The following is a 19,548-nucleotide window of genomic DNA, read 5'->3' as shown; positions in this document are numbered from 1 at the left end:
TAGCGATATGTGGTCGATTCTGGCACTCGGTGCAGTCGAACGTATCATTCATCATCTGATCGATTTGGATGCATTAACCCGCATTCAGCTCAATCAGCTACAGGGCAAAATATTGCGTGTTATCATCGATAGCCCGCAACTTTCTGTTGATGTATTCTTTGACCAAGAAAAAGTACGTCTTGAACCTACCGTTACAGGGCACAGTGAAAAGCCATCTATTTTTGAGCAGCGCCCTTTTGATCCACAATTTAAAATTTCTGAAGCCACTGCAACTTTGCATGTCAAAGATGTCGTTGAACTAATCAAATTATTATTAAGCGATCCAGACCAAATTGGTAATATCCCGCTTCAAGGTGATTATCACCTCTTACAGGATATTCAAAAAATTATGCAGCAAGCTGAACCTGATTTAGCTGCGCATCTATCAAAATGGGTTGGTCCTCAACTCGCTCACGAAATCGGTAAGATTCAACTTGCACCAAAACATTTAAAACGCTCTCTTCAAAGTCATCTATTTTTTGCTGAAGATGCCTTAAAAGAAGACAGCGGTTTATTTGCCCCACGTTGGGAAATGGACGATTTAAATCAGGCTACGCGTAAGCTTAATCAAGACATTGATCGTCTAGAAGCTAAATTGCAGCAGCTCAATGCACAACTACAACCCACTCAAGACTAGGTAAGACTTTATATGATTCCGCACGTTTCACGTTTACTCGAACTTTGGCGTATTGCAGCGCACTATAGACTCGATACGTTGTTCCCTGCGGATGAATTACCTGTTAAAGCTAAGCATGCATTGAACATTATAAAAATGCATCCGGCAGCATGGTCTAGTCGTGAACGTAAAAATCCTTTAAAGCTTAAAGAAGCTTTAGAAGATATGGGACCGCTTGCAATTAAGCTTGGACAACTCCTGTCAACTCGCCGTGATTTGATTCCACCTGAAATACTCGCCCAACTGGTTTTACTTCAAGATCAGGTCAAACCTTTTGATGGAGAAGTTGCCAAACAACGTATTCAAGATTCTTTAAAAGCAGACGTAAATACACTGTTCGCCCGCTTTGATGATCAACCACTTGCAGCAGCCTCAATTGCACAAGTCCATACAGCGGCGTTACATGATGGACGTGAAGTTGTTGTTAAAGTTACTCGTCCAGACATTCGTAGCCAGATTTTACAAGACTTTGAAATTCTGGCTTGGCTAGGCAACACCTTAGAAAGTCGTCTTGAAGCTGCCCGTGCATTACATTTATCTGAAATTATTCAAGACTACCGCCAAATCATTTTAAATGAGCTGGACTTGAGTATTGAGGCAGATAACACCCGTCGTATGCGCCATTACTTCACTGGTTCAACCATGATGTATGTGCCAGAAGTCTACATGGACACCAAAGATGTCATGGTAGCTGAGCGTATTACCGGTGTCCCTATTTCAGATACGGCAACCTTTGACCGTTTAGGTATGGACCGCGCACAACTTGCAGAAAAAGGGTTAACCATTTTCTTTACGCAAGTATTCCGCGATAACTTTTTCCATGCCGACATGCACCCTGGCAATGTCTTTGTAGAAACCATCAACCCAAGCAATCCACGCTTTATTGCGCTGGACTGTGCAATTATGGGTGAGCTATCTAAACACGACCAAATGACGGTTGCCCGCATGTTGCTTGCTGTTATGAACAGCAACTTTATGCAGCTCATTCAAATTGTGCATCAAGCTGGCTGGATTCCACCGGGTACCGACCAAGATGCGTTAGCACGTGAAATGCGCCGCACTGTTGGACCAATGGTATCTAAACCAATGGATCAACTTGATTTTGCGGGTATCTTAATTCAAGTGATGGATATTGCCCGTCGCTTCCATTTAGAAATCCCGCCACAACTCATGCTACTACTCAAAACCTTGGTACATGTAGAAGGCTTAGGTACGGACCTTTATCCGCAGCTCGACATCTGGAAATTGGCAAAACCAATTTTGACAGAATGGGTCAAATCTAATATGAACCCAGTCAAAAATGTAAAAGAGCTTGGTCAGCAATTACCAGACCTGCTTTTAGGCGCTCAAGATTTCCCAAGTTTAATTATTGATAGCTTAAATGGTTTAAAAAATCAGTCCGCTTGGCAAGACCGTCAGTTACGTGAAATTCAGCAACTTCGTTTGCAAATGGAACACCAACAACGTCGTAGCTGGATGTTTGGCAGTACTATGCTGATTTTGCTAACTATTGCGATTATTAGCCCTTGGTTTGTATCTATTATTTTGATTGTGTTGAGCAGCTTATTGGCGCTTTGGCGTGTATTGAAATAACTTCCAAGTCCCTTGCCCATGCAAGGGATTTTTTATGGGTAAAACTTATAATTTAAAAAAATATAGATCGATTATCCGTTCATTGCTAAATTTAGTTTTATGAATGCTTGAAAAGAACAAACAATGAAAACACCTCATTTTGCCATTATTGGTGCAGGCACGGCAGGTTTAGCCACTGCGATTTTGCTCGCCCGTGAAGGCAACCACGTTACTATTTTTGAACAAGTTGATGAGTTATCTCCGGTAGGTGCAGGTTTACTGCTACAACCTGCGGGCTTAGCCGTATTTGAGCACTTAGGTGTGCTCGACAAAGCCCTAACCTTAGGTGCGAAAGTCACAGGCTTAGAAGGACAACTTCCAGACAAGCATCTTTTAGTTAACAGTCACTATCGCGAAGCATCAACAAATCTTTATGGTCTAGGTATACACCGAGCCACTTTATGTCACGTTCTCACTCAAAAACTTAGCGAATATTCAAGCCAGATTACTTGGTACATGAATCATTCCGTTGAAAGTTTTGTAGAACATAACGATGAAGTTCGGATATTCGGCAGTCATCAAAATCAAAAGTTTGATGCTTGCTTTGACGGCCTACTCATTGCCAATGGTGCTCGTAGTCAATTACGCCCTAAAACATGGGTAAAGGTTGACAAAGCTTATCCTTGGGGGGCTGCGTGGAGTATCGTGCCCGAGTGCCAAGTGCTCGATCCTGAAATTCTGCATCAATTTTATGATCGCTCGAGAATTATGATGGGAATTCTTCCTACGGGAGCGATTCCAACCGAACCTCAACAGCGCCTTTCAAGTGTTTTTTGGAGCTTACCTACGCCACAATTACAAAGTTTTTTGCAAGATGAGCAGGCTAAACAAGCTTGGTTAAAGCAAGTCTCAGAACGTTGGCCCAAAGTTGCAGAGTGGCTCAAAGAAATTTTGTATAACAGTCAAAATCAGCCCAAATGGCTATCTGCAAACTATCGTGATGTCGTCATGACCCAATTTGGTCAAGGTCGAATTGGGGTAATTGGAGATGCAGCTCATGCGATGAGCCCACAGTTAGGACAAGGGGCTAATATGGCATTACTGGATGCTTGGGCTTTTTCTCAATCATTGCAACAAGCTCAAAAAAACCAGAATATTGATTGGTCCCTGCTCTGGCAGCATTATCACCAGCTTCGCGGTTCATCTACCCAGTTTTATCAATTTCTTAGTCGCTTACTAACACCACTTTATCAATCTGACCATTGGTGGGCGGGAGGTTTAAGAGATTTAGTTTTCCCTTGGATGTATCAAATTCCTTATTTTCGAAAAGAAATGGCAATTACAATTTCAGGCTTAAAAACAGGGCCATTCAAGCAACTTGATTATGATCAGGTAGCTCAATTGCCTAAAGAAAACAGTGCATTTCATTTAGAAAGCCAATCTTTGTCTGACTATTAACCCCACCAAATAATAGTGATTAACACATGAAAATCAGCCATCTTGATCATCTTGTTTTAACTGTCTCAAATATTGAATCTACCTGTCATTTCTATCAAACCGTATTGGGGTTTGAAGTCATCACGTTTAAAGGTGATAGAAAGGCTCTAAAGTTTGGAAATCAAAAGATAAATTTACACCAGCAAGGCAACGGGTTTGAACCGAAGGCATTACAGCCGACTCCCGGATCTGCTGACTTGTGTTTTATTTCAGACACTCCCATTTCAGAAGTGGTTGCACACCTTAATCAATTAAATATTCAAATTGAAGAAGGTCCGATTGAGCGTACTGGTGCAATGCATCCTATTCTTTCAGTTTATATTCGCGATCCAGATCAAAATTTGATTGAGATTTCAAACAACATAAGGTTATAAGTTATTTAAAATTTACAGGGATATTTTGTAATTGTTTTTTAATATCCCAATCTTTGGGTTTCTCTTTTAATTTCCACCAATTAGCACCTACCTCTAACCATTTATTGCGGTACGCTTTTACAGATTCTTTAGTATAATCCTCATATCCAAATTCAACACCACAACAATCACAAATATTAAAGTTTGGGTCTTCGCCACTTTCCCCCCACGGCTCTTCATCTTGTATAAGACCACATACTCGACAAGCAAAATTTTCTATTTTGTCCAAGACTTATTTTCCTAAGTTATAACAATATGCTTAGATAATTTTACAATAGCTATGGCTTCACAAATCAAAATTAATTTAAACAACTCTTAAACTACAATTTACTAGTGTCCATCTTATAGACAAATCATATAACCGATTTTTTATACGACAAGCATAGCCAACCCTAAGCACAAGCGCTACACTAGCTCATTTCCACTGAATGGATTTCCGCTCATGTCAAACTGGTTAGATGAAGTTAAATTTGATTCCAATGGTCTTATCCCTGCCATTGCTCAACATCATCAAACCGGACGTATTTTGATGGTGGCGTGGATGAACCGTGAATCACTTGCACTCACAGCAGAAAAAAATCAGGCTGTGTATTTCTCCCGTTCTCGCCAAAAACTTTGGCACAAGGGTGAAGAATCAGGCCATTTCCAAACGGTTTATGAAATTCGTCTGGACTGCGATGGCGACGTGATTGTATTACAGGTTGAGCAACATGGCGGTATCGCATGTCATACAGGTCGTGAGTCTTGTTTCTACCGTAAACTCACCCCACAGGGCTGGGAAATTGTCGATGCACAGTTAAAAGACCCTACTGCAATTTACGGTGACAAAGCCAAAGCTGAAAGTCACGATCATGCTCATATTACTGAACAAGTGGATGTACTTGCTCACTTAGGGCAATTGATGCAAGAGCGTAAGCAAGCAGAAGCAGACACTTCATATGTTGCAAGCCTCTACAAAAAAGGCATCAATAAAATTCTAGAAAAAGTCGGCGAAGAAGGCGTAGAAACCATTATTGCTGCGAAAGACTACGCAGCTCAAAATACAGAAAGCAATTTAAATGACTTGATTTATGAAACTGCCGATTTGTGGTTCCATAGTATTGTCATGTTGGGTTATTTCGATCTTAATCCACAACTTATTATTGACGAGTTAGGTCGTCGTCAGGGTTTATCTGGTTTAGTTGAAAAAGCTAACCGCAATAAGGTTTAAAATCACTCAGTGTCGAATATCGAAAAACCTAAAGCCACCTATGAGCAAGCAATTGCCATAGATAACGCACGTCTTGGGCAATCATTTAAAGTGATTGCCTATGCGGGCACAGGTAAAACTACTACGTTACAAATGATTAGTGATGCCATGCCTGAACGGCGTGGTATGTATTTGGCTTTTAACAAAGCCATTGCTGGTGAAGCTCAAAACAAATTTCATCGCAATGTAGATTGCCGTACTTTTCACTCACTCGCCTTCCGCAGTGTGCCACGTGGCGTAACTGATAAATTACGCTTACCTCGCTTAAGCCCAAGCTTTATTGCAAAAGAATATCGACTAGAACCGATTACCCTACGTCGAATGATGGGTGGACGTTATGAAAAATACGTCTTAATGCCAAGTCGCCTCGCAAGCCTTGTCGCCAATGCGGTGAGCTATTTCTGTTCGACCAGTTCTCAATATCCAGCGCCTCGACATATTCAGGCGCCAAACTGGTTACATCCAGACGATGTTACTGCACTTCAAACTCACCTTTACCCTGCTGTAGAACGCCGCTGGCTAGAGTCCATCGACCCAAGTCATCAAGCGGGAATTGGTCACGATATTTACCTCAAACTTTGGGCATTGTCTGAGCCTAATATTCCGGCCGATTATGTCTTATTTGATGAAGCACAAGATGCTGACCCTTTAATGCTGGGTATTTTGCTTCGTCAAAAAAGTACTCAGGTTATTTATGTAGGCGATGCCCACCAGCAAATCTACGCGTGGCGTGGTGCAGTAAATGCCATGCAACAACTGCCTTTGCCAGAGTCTCGTCTAACGACCTCTTTTCGTTTTGGAGAGGCAATTGCCGATGTCGCCAATGCGTTGTTAGGTGGCTTAAATGAGACAGTTCCTTTGCTTGGTAATCCGAACCAGAAATCAAGTGTAGTCAATAAACCGCATACAAAAATGCGTGATGCGATTTTGTGTCGTACCAATGCTCGCGCAATGGAGCTGTTATTGGCAGGCTTAGTTCACGGCGATAAAGTGAGTTTGCAAGCTGACCATCAAAAACTAAACCGTTTTGTAGATGCTGCAAGCCTCTTAAAGCAAGGAAAACGAGTTACTGACGTTCCTGAGTTGGCATGGTTTAATTCATGGCATGATGTTCATGAATATTGCGAAACCAATGAAGGAAGCGATATTAAACCATTGGTTAAGCTGGTAGATGATCACGGCACTGACCCATTAAAAAAAGCACTTGCAAAGATTACTCCCCTTGAGCAAGCTGACTATGTCATCTCGACTGCCCATAAAGCGAAAGGGCTGGAATGGAACCGTGTCCATATTGAAGACGACTATCAATTTAAAATTAATGGATTAGAGCATAAGATTACAGATGAAGAGTTAAGATTACTGTACGTGGCCTGTACTCGTGCTAAAGTAAGTCTAAATATCCATCATCTTTATGATCTGATACAACAATTAAAACTAAGGGCGCCTTTAAGTCTTCGTCAGTCGGTTGGTTGAAGCGCTCATAATTAGGTGAGCCTATGAAACTTGAATCTATCCAATTTAAACATATTGCTCTGTTTCATGACCTAAAAATACAGTTTCAATATGACAAACAACCGATTACTTTAATTTTAGGCGAGCAAGCAACTGGCAAAAGTATGCTACTCAAGCATATTTATCATGCTTTAACGTGGTTTCCTGCGCGCCTTAAAGATGCACGCACCCCAGGCATTGTCATGCCAGATCAGGACATTAGCCATTCTCGTTTGCAGTCTAAAATAGAAGTTAGCATCCAGATTCCACCAGAATTTGGACAGCTCCCTGAAACCACTTCAACCCAGCAAACCGACACATCTCTTTGTAGCTGGAAACTGTTCAAGACCTTAAATTCAAGTGGTGTAGGGATTAGTCAAGTCGAAACCCAGCAGCTCGATCAAACCATTACCCTTTATCATCAAGTCACAAGAAAAGACCCACTTCAAGGTCTTCCCTTACTCGCTTATTATCCGTCAGAGCGGTTTGTTAACGATATAAATTTACTGAATAAAAATTTACCGGGTATTACTCAGTCTATTTCTGCTTATGACATTAGCTTCATTCCGTTTACCACTTTCGCCCGCTTTTTTGAGTGGTTACGTGAAATTAGCGATATTGAAAATGCGCAAGCGGCTCATGTTGTGCAGCGCATTATTTCAAAACAATCCAATTCACAAGATCAGGAAGAAATTTTACGTCAGCTACAACTTGAATTGGCAGGACATCCTAAACAGCTTCCTTCACCTAATTTGTACGCATTAAAATCGGCGTTAAAGATTATTTTTCCTGAGCTTGAAGACTTTTATTTGCAATATCACCCAAAACTTCAACTTATGGCACATTACAAGGGTGAAGTCTTGGCCTTTCAACAACTTTCCAACACCACTAAAACATGGATTGCACTCGTAGGCGATGTGGTTCGCAGGCTTTGTTTGCTCAATCCGTTGAGCTTAGACCCTTGTCTTGAAGGTGAAGGCGTTTTGTTAATTGACCAGATCGATTCACAACTAGATGCAGCACATTGCTCAGAAATTTTAAATCGTCTTCATCGCGCATTCCCACGCTTACAAATTATTGTGACCGGAAGCCGTGAAGAATTGCTTGAACATGCAGCCGCATATCAATGTTTTAAATTAGAGCATGGAAAAATCAGTCCACTTGATTTAAATACCACTCAGCAGCAACTCGAACATCTTTATACGTTATTACAACGAGATGAAGCATTAACGCCACATATGGACCCCTTACCGCTTGATACCGAGCCGGCAACAGCTCAAATCGATAGTTTGTACCAACAAATCCAAAATCTAAATGAACAACAAAAAAATGAATTATTACGTATGATTCATGCAGGAGACACCTCGGAAGAAACCTCCTCTCTTTAAAATTTATTATCCATTTCGCTCAATTTTTATAATAAAACCGAATTCGCTAAATATATGATGAAATCTGGTTTTTTGAGCGGGAAAAATCACTAGATGTTGTTACCACATGTAATAACATCAGATTTTTAATGATTTTTTAGTGTACAATAAATTTCATTTTGCGTTTTTATTATTCAAGTTGCGCAATACAACTTGTTTCTCGCTTTATTTTTCTAATTTGGTCGGGTTTTCAGAATATAAGCTTTGGAAATCTCTTTGAATTCCTATCTATTCTGAAATGAAAATTTCACCTTTAGGCTTCGGTCTAAATTATATATGGATACGAGTGTGCTACCGATAATTATCTTATTACCGTTAATATTAGGCACCACCCTTGTTTCATTGCTTCAACGGTTTTCACGTGGAGTAACGGCTTTAGGGGCGATCGGAGTCAGTTTAACCAGTTTTGGTTTATTACTGACTCAGGCTAAAACTGTGCTTGGTGGTGCAAGCATTCAACAAAGTTGGGATTGGTTACCACAATTAGGAATTAATCTGAGCTTTAGACTTGATGCCCTTGGTTTATTATTTTCTCTTCTTATTACCGGTATCGGTACACTCATTTATATTTATGCCTATTATTATTTAGGCCCTAAAAATTCATTAAGTAAATTATATTTATTACTCATGCTGTTTATGGCAGCAATGCTCGGTATTTCTCTTTCTAACAATTTAATTATTTTATTAGTCTTTTGGGAACTTACCAGTATTTCATCCTTCCTATTAGTCGGTTACTGGAGTCATTACGAAGCTGCTCAACGTGGCTCGCGTATGGCACTTACCATTACAGGTATGGGTGGACTCGCCATGCTAGGTGGGTTTGTCTTATTAGGACAAATCACAGGAACCTACGAAATTAATGATATTGTCGGAATGAAAGACCTCATTCAAAGTCACTATCTCTTTGTTCCGACGCTTTTGCTTATTTTACTAGGTGCATTTACTAAAAGTGCTCAGTTCCCGTTCCATTTTTGGTTACCCAATGCAATGGCAGCGCCCACTCCCGTGTCGGCCTATTTGCACTCTGCCACCATGGTAAAAGCTGGGATTTTCTTATTAGCTCGTCTTGCACCTATTTTCATTGGCGCTGCGCTTTATCACAACATTGTCACGTTTGTCGGCCTATTTACACTTTGTATGGCCGCATGCTTCGCAATTTTTAAAGAAGATCTAAAAGGACTGCTAGCCTATTCTACAATTAGTCATTTAGGTCTTATCGTTTGCCTGCTTGGTATCGGTTCACCTTTAGCTGTTGCTGCGGCAATTTTCCATATTATTAACCACGCAACCTTTAAAGCTGCCCTGTTTATGATTGCCGGGATCATTGACCATGAAACAGGTACGCGTGACCTTAGAAAGTTAAGTGGGATTTGGCAACTATTACCGTTTACCGCAACACTGACTATGATTACAGCGGCATCCATGGCAGGTGTTCCTCTCACTAATGGCTTTATTTCTAAGGAAATGTTCTTTACCGAGCTATTAGCGAGCCTTTCAGGATCAACTGTTATCTTTGCCAGTATTATTGCGACGCTTGCCGGTATTTTTGCAGTCAGTTATTCAATTCGCTTAGTACACGGCGTATTTTTTGATGGCCCCGTAGGTAAACAAGTTCCAAATAAAAATGCCCACGAGCCACCTATCGGCATGCGAGCACCAGCTATATTGCTTGCGACACTATGTATTTTGGTCGGTATTTCCCCTGCCCTACTGGTCGAGCCTCTAGTTAACAGTGTGACACGTGCAAGTCTTATGCAACCTGATTTTGCAGGTACTCATCTTGCAATTTGGCATGGATTTAATGCGCCATTAATCATGAGTATTATTGCTCTGGTTGGCGGTACGCTTTTCTATTTTGCCCTAGCAAAAGATGGCATGATTCGTAAGATCGATCTTGACCCACGTTTAGGACGCTTACAAGGCCGTATTTTATTTGACTTATTCTTAAAGCATTTATTATTAACAAGCCGAAAAATTAAACAAAAAACCGAAAATGGTTCTTTGCAAAGTTACCTGTTCTTAATCATTGCTTTTAGCATCGTCATGGTTACTCTGCCTTTGTTCAATCAGGGCCTTACCACAGGTACACGTGAGCTGACTCACGCACCATGGATTGCAGTAGTTCTTTGGCTGACCTTATTCTCAGGTTGCTGGATGATGCTTTGGTTCCACCATGAACGTATCAAGGCTGTACTCATTAGTGGTGCAATTGGTCTTGTGGTTACCATGGTATTTGTTACCATGTCGGCACCTGACTTAGCACTCACTCAAATTACGGTAGATGTAGTTACGACTGTTCTGTTGTTGATGAGCTTATCGTTACTCCCACAACTTACGCCATATGAATCTCGTCGCTCAAGACGTTGGAGAGATGCCGCTTTAGCAATTATTGGCGGTTTAGGAATTGGTTGGATTACATGGCTTATTTTAACGCGTGATCATAATTCGATTTCATGGTTCTTTGCTCAGCAATCCTTACCACTTGGCGGCGGTTCAAACATTGTAAATGTTATTTTGGTGGACTTCCGTGGCTTTGATACCTTTGGTGAAATTACAGTACTAGGCATTGCTGCGATTGGTGCGCTATGTCTCATGGATGGCATGCGCGTACATGGCACCACCATGACACAAGGCCTCACCTACCGCTTTAACCCATCTCCGCTCATGTTCCGTATTACGGCCTCTTGGGTGTTACCTTTAGCATTGGTCGTAAGTGTCTATATCTTTATGCGTGGGCACAACTACCCGGGTGGTGGCTTTATTGCAGGTCTAATTACCTCAATGGCACTGATTATTCAGTACATTGCTTTAGGTCAAGATCAAGCAGAACAAATGTTAAAAGCACAATCCGGTCGTCTTTACGAAATCTGGATTGGCTCTGGATTAACAATTGCAGGCCTTACTGGCATTGCCGCATGGTTCTGGGCACGTCCATTCTTAACCAGTGCGCACGTCTATGTTGAATTACCAGTTTTAGGTAAGTTACATCTGGCTTCAGCAGCGAGCTTTGATCTGGGTGTGTATATCACCGTAGTAGGCGCTACCATGCTACTCATTTCTGTATTAGGGGACTCTCGCCACTCGAGTATGTCTGGTCCTGTACCTCATGGGGAGAAATCATCATGATCAGTTTAGAATTCTTACTGGCCTCTGCCATTGGGCTACTTGTTGCGACAGGCATTTATCTAATCTTACGTGCGCGTACCTTCCCTGTTGTGTTGGGCTTAGCAGTGCTGGGCTATGCGGTTAACTTATTTTTGTTTGCGATGGGTCGTTTGCAAGTCAGCTCACCAGCCATCCTAACCGAAACCACCAATATTACAGATCCACTTCCACAAGCACTTGTTTTAACAGCAATCGTGATCGGTTTTGCCACTACCGCTTTTATTGTGCAACTCGCATTACGTAGCCGTTATGAATCTGGTAGTGACCATGTTGATGCTAAAGAAGATATTTCTCCAACATACGACCCACGTGAGGATGAGCCGTGATGTTTGATTTTTTATCTTTTTGGCAAGCTAATACACCAATTTTCAGTATCCTCATCCCGGCATTTACTGGATTTATCTTATTGCTTCTAGGCAACCCTGGCGCTGGTGCATTAAAAGAAGATTGGCGACAACCTTGGCGCCGTGGCATTAGTTTGATCTCAGCAATAGCTGGGTTAATCACTGCTGTTAGTTATCTGCTTGTTGCAAACACTGGCCAAATTACGGTTTATCAGTTGAGTGAGTGGTCAGCTCCCTTTGGTATTGTGCTGATACTCGACCGCCTTTCAGCTTTTATGCTGGTTTTAACTTATGCCTTAGCAGTTCCGGTTTTATGGTATGCCAGTGAAAACTGGGATACGAGAGGTCGCTATTTCCACGCCATATTCCATTTTCTTTTAATGGGGCTATGTGGCGCATTTCTCACAGGCGACTTATTTAACCTGTTCGTTTTCTTTGAAATCTTGCTCATGGCGTCCTATGTCCTCTTATTACATGGACAAGGAAAACCGAGATTTCAGCTTGGTGTGCACTACGTCATTATCAACCTTTTAGCCTCTGCCCTGTTCTTAATTGGTCTTGGCATGATCTATGGCAGTGTAGGTAGCCTCAACATGGCTGACGTTTCACGTTTGCTACCGACTTTAGATGCAGATCAACATAAATTAGCAGTTGCAGGTGCCTTACTCTTATTTGTCGTGTTTGGTATTAAAGCGGCCATGCTACCAGTTGGTTTTTGGCTACCAAAAACTTATGCCGTGGCAAGTACACCTGTCGCAGCAATTTTTACCATTATGACCAAAGTGGGGATCTATGCCATTTTGCGTGTCAATGGAACAGTATTTAATGATGTACTCAGCCAAGAAATCTTTAAAAGCTGGTTGCTTCCAATTGGTTTAGTGACTTCTTTATATGGCGTGATTGGCGCAATTGGTGCAGATCGCCTCAGACGTTTTGTTGGCTTTATGGTGCTGTCTTCAATTGGTACTTTATTGATTGCAATTGCCATGTCAAATACACAAGCGTGGTCTGGAGCATTATTCTATTTAGTCCACAGTACATTGATTGGTGCAGCATTTTACCTGTTCTGTGGCTGGATGACTTCACAGCGCGGTGATTTTAAAGATCATTTAAAGATTGCACCGAGAATTAAACAAGAAAAAGCAGCCATGCTGACTTATTTCCTGATTGCCATGATGCTCGCAGGCTTACCACCTTTTAGTGGCTTCTTTGGGAAAGTATTTATTTTGCAGGCTACTGTTGAAACTGCATATCAAGGCTGGGTTATTGGTATTGTTCTTTTGGTGAGCCTATTAAGCATTATTGCATTAACACGTGTCGGCTTTATTTTATTCTGGCGTGCATCACCACCAGAAGAAGACCCGATCAATCCTGCTTATATTATTTATCGTGCTTTACCTGAAAAAGCACCGCCACGTAACGATACAGTCATCTATATCTTGCTTGCCGGATTAGTGGCTTATGTAGCATTTGCTTCACCTGTATTGCACTACACCACAAATACCGCTCAGCAAATTCAAGATCATGCCCTGTATCAGCAATCTATTCTTAAAACTGATCAAAATGGCGAAGTTATTAGTGTTCAGCCATATGACTCAACTTATTTACCAGAAACAAAATATGGTGGTGAAGTTGAAGATCATAATGCCTATCTTATTCCTGACATTATTTCAAAAGATAGTTTCAACGGTGAGCATATTTCTGAATATAAACACCGCCAAATTCAGCAGCAAGAAAAATTGCAAACCCCAACCATTGCTGATGAAAGTCAACTGAAACCTATGGAGCCATAACAATGCAGCTATCTAAATTGCTTGACCGCTGGTTTCCGCATCCATTTGTTTCTTTTTTGATTATCATCTTCTGGTTAATGCTCGCGCATAGTCTTGATGCGAGCGACCTGCTTATGGCTGTAATTTTGGGGCTTGTTATTCCCCGTCTAGTTCGTCCTTTTATTACCAGAACCCCACATATCCATTGGAAACCAGCCATAAAACTGTGTTTTGTTGTCTTATGGGATATTATTGTTTCCAATTTTCGGGTTGCTAAACTGGTATTAGGGTCCCCGAAAAAATTACATCCTAAATGGTACCGTGTTCCATTAGAAACAGAACATGAGCAAGTAAACTCTTTACTAGCAATGATTATTACCACAACGCCTGGCACGGTCTCTGCCGGTATTGATCAAGAGCGCGGTGATATTTTGGTCCACTCTCTTAGCACAGAAAATACTGAAAGTGATGTGCAAGACATCAAACAACGCTATGAGGCTCCACTCATGGAAATTTTTGATGTGAAAAGCAAATCGGAGGACAACGCATGACCATCCTACCTTATGCTCTTGGCATTAGCTTGATTGCTATCACAATCTCTATGTTGCTTTGCCTTTTTCGAATGGTGATGGGACCATCTATTGTCGACCGCCTACTAGCGCTTGATACCCTATTTTTAAATGCGACCTGTCTCATTATTGTGTTAGGCATTTATTGGACAACCACCTCTTTATTCGAAGGGGCATTGTTAGTCGCTATGCTAGGGTTTGTTTCAACGGCTGCTTTAGCTCGTTATTTTACAACCGGTCATGTAATCGATTAGGGGAAGGTCAAAATGCAAATTACAATGGAAATTATTGTTTCGATCTTTCTGGTTTTCGGTGCTTTTTTTATGTTAGTCGGATCTATCGGTATGGTACGTCTACCCGATTTATTCATGCGACTACATGCACCTACCAAGTCGAGTACATTAGGCTTAGGTAGCTTTTTAATTGCTTCAATGATCTTTTTTGCTTTTCAAGGCCGATTTGGCTTTGCCGAGTTACTTATTACACTGTTGGCTTTTATTACTGCACCTGTATCAGCCAACTTAATTGCTCAAGCCGCGCTACATTTACGTTTACGCTCATTGAGTGGTGAAGTACCTGAAGCCATTGAACGTCCTCTACCTTGGGATCGGTATAAAATTGGGCAACGTTTTTCACAAAACAAACCACCCATGGAACCTCCTCAAGAATAAAAACTTGAACACATAAAAAAGCCACCCCAAGGTGGCTTTTTTATTTTGAGTTTTCATTACTCTTCGTCATCTGACTCACGTTTCGGTAAATCTTGTACCGCTTTTTCGATAAGGCCAAACATATAGTTACCATATGCATTGGTTTTATCGTAATGGAAACGCAAGCGAGGCGTGATGCGCGTTTTAATACGACGACTCAACTCCTGACGTAAAAAACCAGATGCTTTATTCAAAATATCTAGTGTTTCACGGTGAGCCACTTCGTTTTGGTCATCGCTTAATTCACGACCCATCACGGTCACATAGACATCGGCATAACCTAAGTCCGGACTGACTTTAACGCCTGAGATGGTCACAAGACCACCCAGACGCGGATCTTTCAACTCCTGACGGATAAGTTCAGAAAGCTCGCGCTGTACTGAATCCGCCATTCGCTTTAAGCGTTGTCCACCCGCCATTAAAGACTCCGTTTAACCATTTGAACATCATAAACCTCAATCTTATCAAGAGGTTTGATGTCGTTATAACCTTTCACGGCAAGACCACATTCCATACCGGCACGAACTTCATCAACGACATCTTTATAACGACGTAATGATTCAAGTTCACCTTGGAAAATCACAACATCATCACGTAAGACACGGATTGGTTTGTTACGGTGAATCACGCCTTCCATAACCATACAGCCCGCAGCAGCACCAAACTTACTAGAACGGAACACTTCACGTACTTGAGCAACACCCAAGATAGTTTCACGGTGTTCAGGAGCAAGTTTACCGCTCATGGCATCTTTTACATCATCAATCAATTCATAGATGATGCTGTAGTAACGAATATCGATACCGTCTTGGTCACTCTTCTGACGAGCAGCTGTATCAGCACGAACGTTGAAGCCTAACAATACAGCTTCTGAAGACTCGGCAAGAATTACGTCAGACTCAGTGATCGCACCAACACCAGAACTAATTACGCGAACTTTTACTTCATCAGTAGAGAGTTCATGTAATGCAGCATTCAATGCTTCTAAAGTACCACGAACATCTGTTCTTAAAACAACGTTCACTGTAGGAACGTCTTTTTTGCCCATAGATGCCATGATGTTTTCAAGACGCATTGCGCTTTGACGTTCGATACGTTTTTCACGTTCACGGTCTGCACGAGCATCAGCAACTTCACGTGCCTTCTTCTCGTCATTTACGACAAGAACTTCATCACCCGCCATTGGAGCTTCTGGTAGACCCAAAATTTCCACTGGAATAGATGGTCCTGCTGACTTAATTGGCTTACCGTTTTCATCAGACATCGCACGAACACGGCCATATGATGAACCAGCAAGAACAAGGTCACCAATATTTAATGTACCGTTTTGAACAAGAATCGAAGTTACTGCACCACGGCCTTTATCCACACGTGCTTCAATAACAACACCTTGTGCAGCACCTTCAGCAGATGCTTTTAATTCCATCAATTCAGATTGAATTAGAATTAAATCAAGGAGTTCATCAATACCTTGGCCAGTATGTGCTGAAACCTTAGCAACCGGAACATCACCGCCCCATTCTTCTGGAACGATTTCTTTGGTTGTTAATTCATTTAACACACGGTCTGGATCAGCAGATTCTTTATCCATTTTGTTGATAGCAACAATAATTGGAGTTCCTGCTGCACGTGCATGGTCAATCGCTTCTGCAGTTTGCGGCATTACACCGTCATCTGCTGCAACAACCAATACCACGATATCCGTTGCTTTAGCACCACGTGCACGCATTGAAGTAAATGCTGCATGTCCCGGTGTATCAAGGAATGTAATAATCCCTTTGTCTGTTTCAACGTGATATGCACCAATGTGCTGGGTAATACCACCTGCTTCACCTGCCGCCACTTTAGAACGACGGATACGGTCAAGCAATGATGTTTTACCATGGTCAACGTGACCCATGATTGTAACAACTGGAGGACGAGTAGTTTGTTCACCACGTGCTTCTTCAGCTGCTTCAAGTAAGTTATCTTCTGCTTGTGTATCAGAAACTAGAACAGGGTTATGGCCCATTTCTTCTACAACAAGTGCAGCTGTATCTTGGTCAATTGTCTGGTTCTGGTTAACCAATTCACCCATTTTCATAAGTGTCTTGATAACTTCACGTACTTTAATCGCCATCTTTTGAGCAAGATCGGCAACAACAATGCTTGAACCGATTTCTACATCATAGACTTGCTTTTTAACTGGCTTTTCAAAACCATGCTTGTTCGCTTGGCTTGATTTTAAACCACGTTTGTTATGGTTAACGAAGCTTTGCTCTTCTTGACCACGACGACCGCCTTTCTTACCAGCGCGAGGGTTAGTTGTAGCACCACCACGTTTAATTTCACGGTCTTCTTGATTAAATGAATCTTCATAAGCTTGGCCAACAAGACCTGAAGCAAGAGGAGAATCATCAATCACACGAATAGTTGCAGTAGCATCATCATTTGAATATTTAGATGCCATCTTACGCATTTGTTCAAGCGTACGCTGCTGAGCTTCCTCAGCCGCTTTACGACGTGCAGCTTCTTCAGTTGCTTTCAACTGAGCTGTTTGTGCTTCACGCGCTTTCTTTTGCTCTAATGTTTCTGCTGGTTTTGGTGCAGGTTTTACTGTACCACCACCACGTTTTTTCACTACAACAGCAGCTTTAGGAGCTGACTGTGCAGCGCTATCTTGTTGATGAGCAGCACGCATTGCATCTAAAGTTGCTTTTGCTTTTTGCTCTGTTTGAAGACGCGCTTTTTGCTCTGCAGCTTCACGCGCTTGTTGTTCTGCACGCGCTTTAGCTTCTGCTTCTGCACGCGCTTTAGCTTCTGCTGCAATTTGTTCTGGGTTTGGTTTAGCAAAAACCTGTTTTTTACGTACTTCTACGTTAATTGTTTTTGCTTTACCCGAAGTACTTGCAACTTTAGCGGTACTGGTTGTTTTACGTTTCAACGCAATTTTTCCTGTGTTACCACTTTCCTGACCATGCACCTTTTTCAAATAATTGACTAAGGTGTCCTGTTGTTCAGTGGTAATAATGTCGTCTGCTGTACGTTGAGGCAAACCTGCTTCACGAGCCTGTTCTAGGAGCTTCTCAACAGGACGTCCTACGCTGAGAGCTAACTCTTTAATCGACTTGTCCGTCATATTTCATCTCCTAGTTAAACCATGATTCGCGAGCTTTCATGATCAATTGACCTGCTTTTTCATGACCAAGACCTTCAATATCAGAAATATCGTCAGTTGCTTGATCTGCCAAATCATCAACAGTAATAATACCGCGAGCGGCTAGCGAGTAAGCGATCTCAGAGGTCATGCCTTCCATATTGAGAAGGTCTGCACTCGGTTCTTGAATATTTTCTTGCTGTTTCAATGCATCAGTTAATGCAGCTTCTTTTGCACGACTTTGCAATAACTCAACTAACTCAGCGTCAAGTTCAATTTCGTCAAAAGTTTCAGCTGGCACATAAGCAATCTCTTCTAAAGAAGTGAAGCCCATCTCTACTAACGCCATTGCCAAGTCTTCTTCAATATCTAAACGTGATACGAACATGTCGAGATATTGCTGAGCTTCATTCTGCTGACGAGCACGATACTCTTCTTCAAGCATCATGTCGAGTTTGTAGCCAGTTAAATCAGAAGCTAAACGAACATTTTGACCTTGCGAACCAATCGCACGTGCCAATTGATCGTTGGTAGCAAAAATAATGTCTGCACTTTTTGCATCTTCATCAAGCACAATGCCTGATACATCAGCTGGTTCTAATGCACTTGCGATGTATTGAGCTGGATCATCAGACCAAACTACAACATCAATACGCTCACCATTTAACTCTTGCTGTACCGCTTGGATACGTGTTCCACGCATACCAATACATGCACCAACAGGGTCAATACGGTGGTCGTTCGTTTTTACTGCGATTTTCGCACGAACACCTGGTTGACGCGCCGCAGCTTTAATTTCAATAATTTCTTCAGAAATTTCAGGAATTTCTTTCTTCATCAAAGCAATAAGCATTTCAGGCTTAGCGCGTGATAATAGAAGCTGAGCACCACGGCCTTCACGGTTTACACTATATAAAATAGCATTTACACGTTGTTTTGGACGAAGAATCTCTTTAGGAATCATTTCTTCACGAGCTAAATAAGCTTCAGCATTGTCACCTAAGTCAATGATGAAACCATCTTTAGTTTGCTTTTTCACTTCACCGTAAATTAGCTCGCCAACTTTTGATTCATAAGCATCAGCAACTAATGCACGCTCTGCTTCACGAATTTTTTGTACGATAACCTGTTTCGCAATCTGCGCAGCGATACGACCGAACTCAATCGATTCTACTTCAAGCTCACGAACGTCGCCAATTGACCATTTTGCAGGATCAACATCAGAAATTGCGTCTTGGCATGCTGGCATTTCATGATCTTCATCTGCCACAACAGTCCATTGACGGAATGTACGGTAATCACCAGTTCTACGATCAATTTCTACACGAAGCTGAGCTTCTTCAGAATTGGTACCCTCGTAAAATTTTTTCTTCGTTGCAGCAACTAGAGCTTGTTCTAAAGCTTCGAAGATCGCTTCACGACTAACACCTTTTTCATTACTAACCGTTTCAACAACGGTAAGAATTTCGCGGCCCATAAGTCACCTAC

17 protein-coding genes are annotated in these 19,548 nt (G+C 41.7%); 13 read left to right on the top strand and 4 right to left on the bottom strand.

All coding sequences use genetic code 11. The features are described 5' to 3' along the window. Positions 1–7: 7 nt before the first annotated feature. The 4 genes from KNQ97_RS05505 to KNQ97_RS05490 all read left to right on the top strand — a co-directional run bounded on the left by KNQ97_RS05505 (position 8) and on the right by KNQ97_RS05490 (position 4,158). Positions 8–676 carry an SCP2 domain-containing protein gene (locus tag KNQ97_RS05505; RefSeq protein ID WP_253611963.1) on the top strand — a complete coding sequence of 223 codons (669 nt, stop codon included), beginning with the start codon at positions 8–10 and terminating at the stop codon, positions 674–676. 12 nt (positions 677–688) lie between these two features. Next, on the top strand, positions 689–2,308 hold the full coding sequence (locus KNQ97_RS05500) for an AarF/ABC1/UbiB kinase family protein (RefSeq protein WP_000612218.1): 1,620 nt from the start codon (positions 689–691) through the stop codon (positions 2,306–2,308). Between the two features lie 123 nt (positions 2,309–2,431). Continuing rightward, positions 2,432–3,745, top strand: coding sequence for an NAD(P)/FAD-dependent oxidoreductase (locus KNQ97_RS05495; protein WP_253611962.1), 1,314 nt, complete (start codon positions 2,432–2,434; stop codon positions 3,743–3,745). Between the two features lie 26 nt (positions 3,746–3,771). Beyond that, complete coding sequence (locus KNQ97_RS05490; protein ID WP_000703170.1) at positions 3,772–4,158, top strand: VOC family protein; 387 nt, start codon at positions 3,772–3,774, stop codon at positions 4,156–4,158. A gap of 1 nt (position 4,159) precedes the next feature. On the opposite strand, the gene KNQ97_RS05485 is transcribed toward KNQ97_RS05490, so the two are convergent. After that, the gene (locus tag KNQ97_RS05485) at positions 4,160–4,426 is read right to left on the bottom strand and encodes a hypothetical protein (protein ID WP_000357680.1); all 267 of its coding nucleotides are present in this window, start codon (positions 4,424–4,426) and stop codon (positions 4,160–4,162) included. A 213-nt stretch (positions 4,427–4,639) separates the two neighbouring features. Between KNQ97_RS05485 and hisIE the strand changes: the two genes are divergently transcribed. The 9 genes from hisIE to KNQ97_RS05440 all read left to right on the top strand — a co-directional run bounded on the left by hisIE (position 4,640) and on the right by KNQ97_RS05440 (position 14,885). Further along, a complete protein-coding gene (gene hisIE / locus KNQ97_RS05480; protein ID WP_000073502.1) occupies positions 4,640–5,407 on the top strand; it encodes a bifunctional phosphoribosyl-AMP cyclohydrolase/phosphoribosyl-ATP diphosphatase HisIE in 768 nt (255 codons plus the stop codon). A gap of 9 nt (positions 5,408–5,416) precedes the next feature. Continuing rightward, complete coding sequence (locus tag KNQ97_RS05475) at positions 5,417–6,919, top strand: UvrD-helicase domain-containing protein (protein ID WP_103235788.1); 1,503 nt, start codon at positions 5,417–5,419, stop codon at positions 6,917–6,919. 23 nt (positions 6,920–6,942) lie between these two features. Then, a complete protein-coding gene (locus tag KNQ97_RS05470) occupies positions 6,943–8,325 on the top strand; it encodes an AAA family ATPase (RefSeq protein WP_000764524.1) in 1,383 nt (460 codons plus the stop codon). Between the two features lie 315 nt (positions 8,326–8,640). Continuing rightward, the gene (locus tag KNQ97_RS05465; protein WP_031995837.1) at positions 8,641–11,490 is read left to right on the top strand and encodes a monovalent cation/H+ antiporter subunit A; all 2,850 of its coding nucleotides are present in this window, start codon (positions 8,641–8,643) and stop codon (positions 11,488–11,490) included. Next, positions 11,487–11,855, top strand: a complete 369-nt coding sequence (locus tag KNQ97_RS05460; RefSeq protein ID WP_000624229.1) for a Na+/H+ antiporter subunit C — start codon at positions 11,487–11,489, stop codon at positions 11,853–11,855. The genes KNQ97_RS05465 and KNQ97_RS05460 overlap by 4 nt, the downstream gene beginning before the upstream one ends. Beyond that, on the top strand, positions 11,855–13,666 hold the full coding sequence (locus tag KNQ97_RS05455; protein WP_253611961.1) for a monovalent cation/H+ antiporter subunit D: 1,812 nt from the start codon (positions 11,855–11,857) through the stop codon (positions 13,664–13,666). The genes KNQ97_RS05460 and KNQ97_RS05455 overlap by 1 nt, the downstream gene beginning before the upstream one ends. A gap of 2 nt (positions 13,667–13,668) precedes the next feature. Continuing rightward, a complete protein-coding gene (locus KNQ97_RS05450) occupies positions 13,669–14,196 on the top strand; it encodes a Na+/H+ antiporter subunit E (RefSeq protein ID WP_001177205.1) in 528 nt (175 codons plus the stop codon). Then, the gene (locus KNQ97_RS05445) at positions 14,193–14,468 is read left to right on the top strand and encodes a monovalent cation/H+ antiporter subunit F (RefSeq protein ID WP_000154076.1); all 276 of its coding nucleotides are present in this window, start codon (positions 14,193–14,195) and stop codon (positions 14,466–14,468) included. Before KNQ97_RS05450 ends, KNQ97_RS05445 begins: the two co-directional genes overlap by 4 nt. A gap of 12 nt (positions 14,469–14,480) precedes the next feature. Beyond that, the gene (locus KNQ97_RS05440; protein ID WP_001167533.1) at positions 14,481–14,885 is read left to right on the top strand and encodes a Na+/H+ antiporter subunit G; all 405 of its coding nucleotides are present in this window, start codon (positions 14,481–14,483) and stop codon (positions 14,883–14,885) included. 56 nt (positions 14,886–14,941) lie between these two features. On the opposite strand, the gene KNQ97_RS05435 is transcribed toward KNQ97_RS05440, so the two are convergent. Genes KNQ97_RS05435 through nusA form a run of 3 tightly spaced genes read right to left on the bottom strand, consistent with a single transcriptional unit; the run spans position 14,942 to position 19,537 of the window. Beyond that, the gene (locus KNQ97_RS05435; protein ID WP_000897046.1) at positions 14,942–15,343 is read right to left on the bottom strand and encodes a ribosome-binding factor A; all 402 of its coding nucleotides are present in this window, start codon (positions 15,341–15,343) and stop codon (positions 14,942–14,944) included. Then, positions 15,343–18,042 carry a translation initiation factor IF-2 gene (infB, locus tag KNQ97_RS05430; RefSeq protein WP_000130326.1) on the bottom strand — a complete coding sequence of 900 codons (2,700 nt, stop codon included), beginning with the start codon at positions 18,040–18,042 and terminating at the stop codon, positions 15,343–15,345. The genes KNQ97_RS05435 and infB overlap by 1 nt, the downstream gene beginning before the upstream one ends. 10 nt (positions 18,043–18,052) lie before the next feature. Then, entirely contained in the window at positions 18,053–19,537 is a 1,485-nt protein-coding gene (gene nusA, locus KNQ97_RS05425) for a transcription termination factor NusA (protein WP_000532248.1), read from the bottom strand. Between the last annotated feature and the right edge of the window lie 11 nt (positions 19,538–19,548).

Origin of the sequence: Acinetobacter sp. UC24323 (genome assembly GCF_024151445.1) — a bacterium.
Lineage (GTDB): Bacteria > Pseudomonadota > Gammaproteobacteria > Pseudomonadales > Moraxellaceae > Acinetobacter > Acinetobacter baumannii.
The sequence above is the reverse complement of the archived record's forward strand: the minus strand, read 5'-3'. Positions and strand labels throughout refer to the sequence as shown.

Bases quoted from the DNA above. Each gene is read 5' to 3' on its own strand.
- infB (WP_000130326.1), bottom strand. From the start codon at position 18,042: ATGACGGACAAGTCGATTAAAGAGTTAGCTCTCAGCGTAGGACGTCCT.
- KNQ97_RS05470 (WP_000764524.1), top strand. From the start codon at position 6,943: ATGAAACTTGAATCTATCCAATTTAAACATATTGCTCTGTTTCATGAC.
- KNQ97_RS05505 (WP_253611963.1), top strand. From the start codon at position 8: ATGTGGTCGATTCTGGCACTCGGTGCAGTCGAACGTATCATTCATCAT.
- KNQ97_RS05500 (WP_000612218.1), top strand. From the start codon at position 689: ATGATTCCGCACGTTTCACGTTTACTCGAACTTTGGCGTATTGCAGCG.
- KNQ97_RS05465 (WP_031995837.1), top strand. From the start codon at position 8,641: ATGGATACGAGTGTGCTACCGATAATTATCTTATTACCGTTAATATTA.
- KNQ97_RS05445 (WP_000154076.1), top strand. From the start codon at position 14,193: ATGACCATCCTACCTTATGCTCTTGGCATTAGCTTGATTGCTATCACA.
- KNQ97_RS05460 (WP_000624229.1), top strand. From the start codon at position 11,487: ATGATCAGTTTAGAATTCTTACTGGCCTCTGCCATTGGGCTACTTGTT.
- KNQ97_RS05435 (WP_000897046.1), bottom strand. From the start codon at position 15,343: ATGGCGGGTGGACAACGCTTAAAGCGAATGGCGGATTCAGTACAGCGC.
- KNQ97_RS05450 (WP_001177205.1), top strand. From the start codon at position 13,669: ATGCAGCTATCTAAATTGCTTGACCGCTGGTTTCCGCATCCATTTGTT.
- KNQ97_RS05440 (WP_001167533.1), top strand. From the start codon at position 14,481: ATGCAAATTACAATGGAAATTATTGTTTCGATCTTTCTGGTTTTCGGT.
- hisIE (WP_000073502.1), top strand. From the start codon at position 4,640: ATGTCAAACTGGTTAGATGAAGTTAAATTTGATTCCAATGGTCTTATC.
- nusA (WP_000532248.1), bottom strand. From the start codon at position 19,537: ATGGGCCGCGAAATTCTTACCGTTGTTGAAACGGTTAGTAATGAAAAA.
- KNQ97_RS05495 (WP_253611962.1), top strand. From the start codon at position 2,432: ATGAAAACACCTCATTTTGCCATTATTGGTGCAGGCACGGCAGGTTTA.
- KNQ97_RS05490 (WP_000703170.1), top strand. From the start codon at position 3,772: ATGAAAATCAGCCATCTTGATCATCTTGTTTTAACTGTCTCAAATATT.
- KNQ97_RS05455 (WP_253611961.1), top strand. From the start codon at position 11,855: ATGTTTGATTTTTTATCTTTTTGGCAAGCTAATACACCAATTTTCAGT.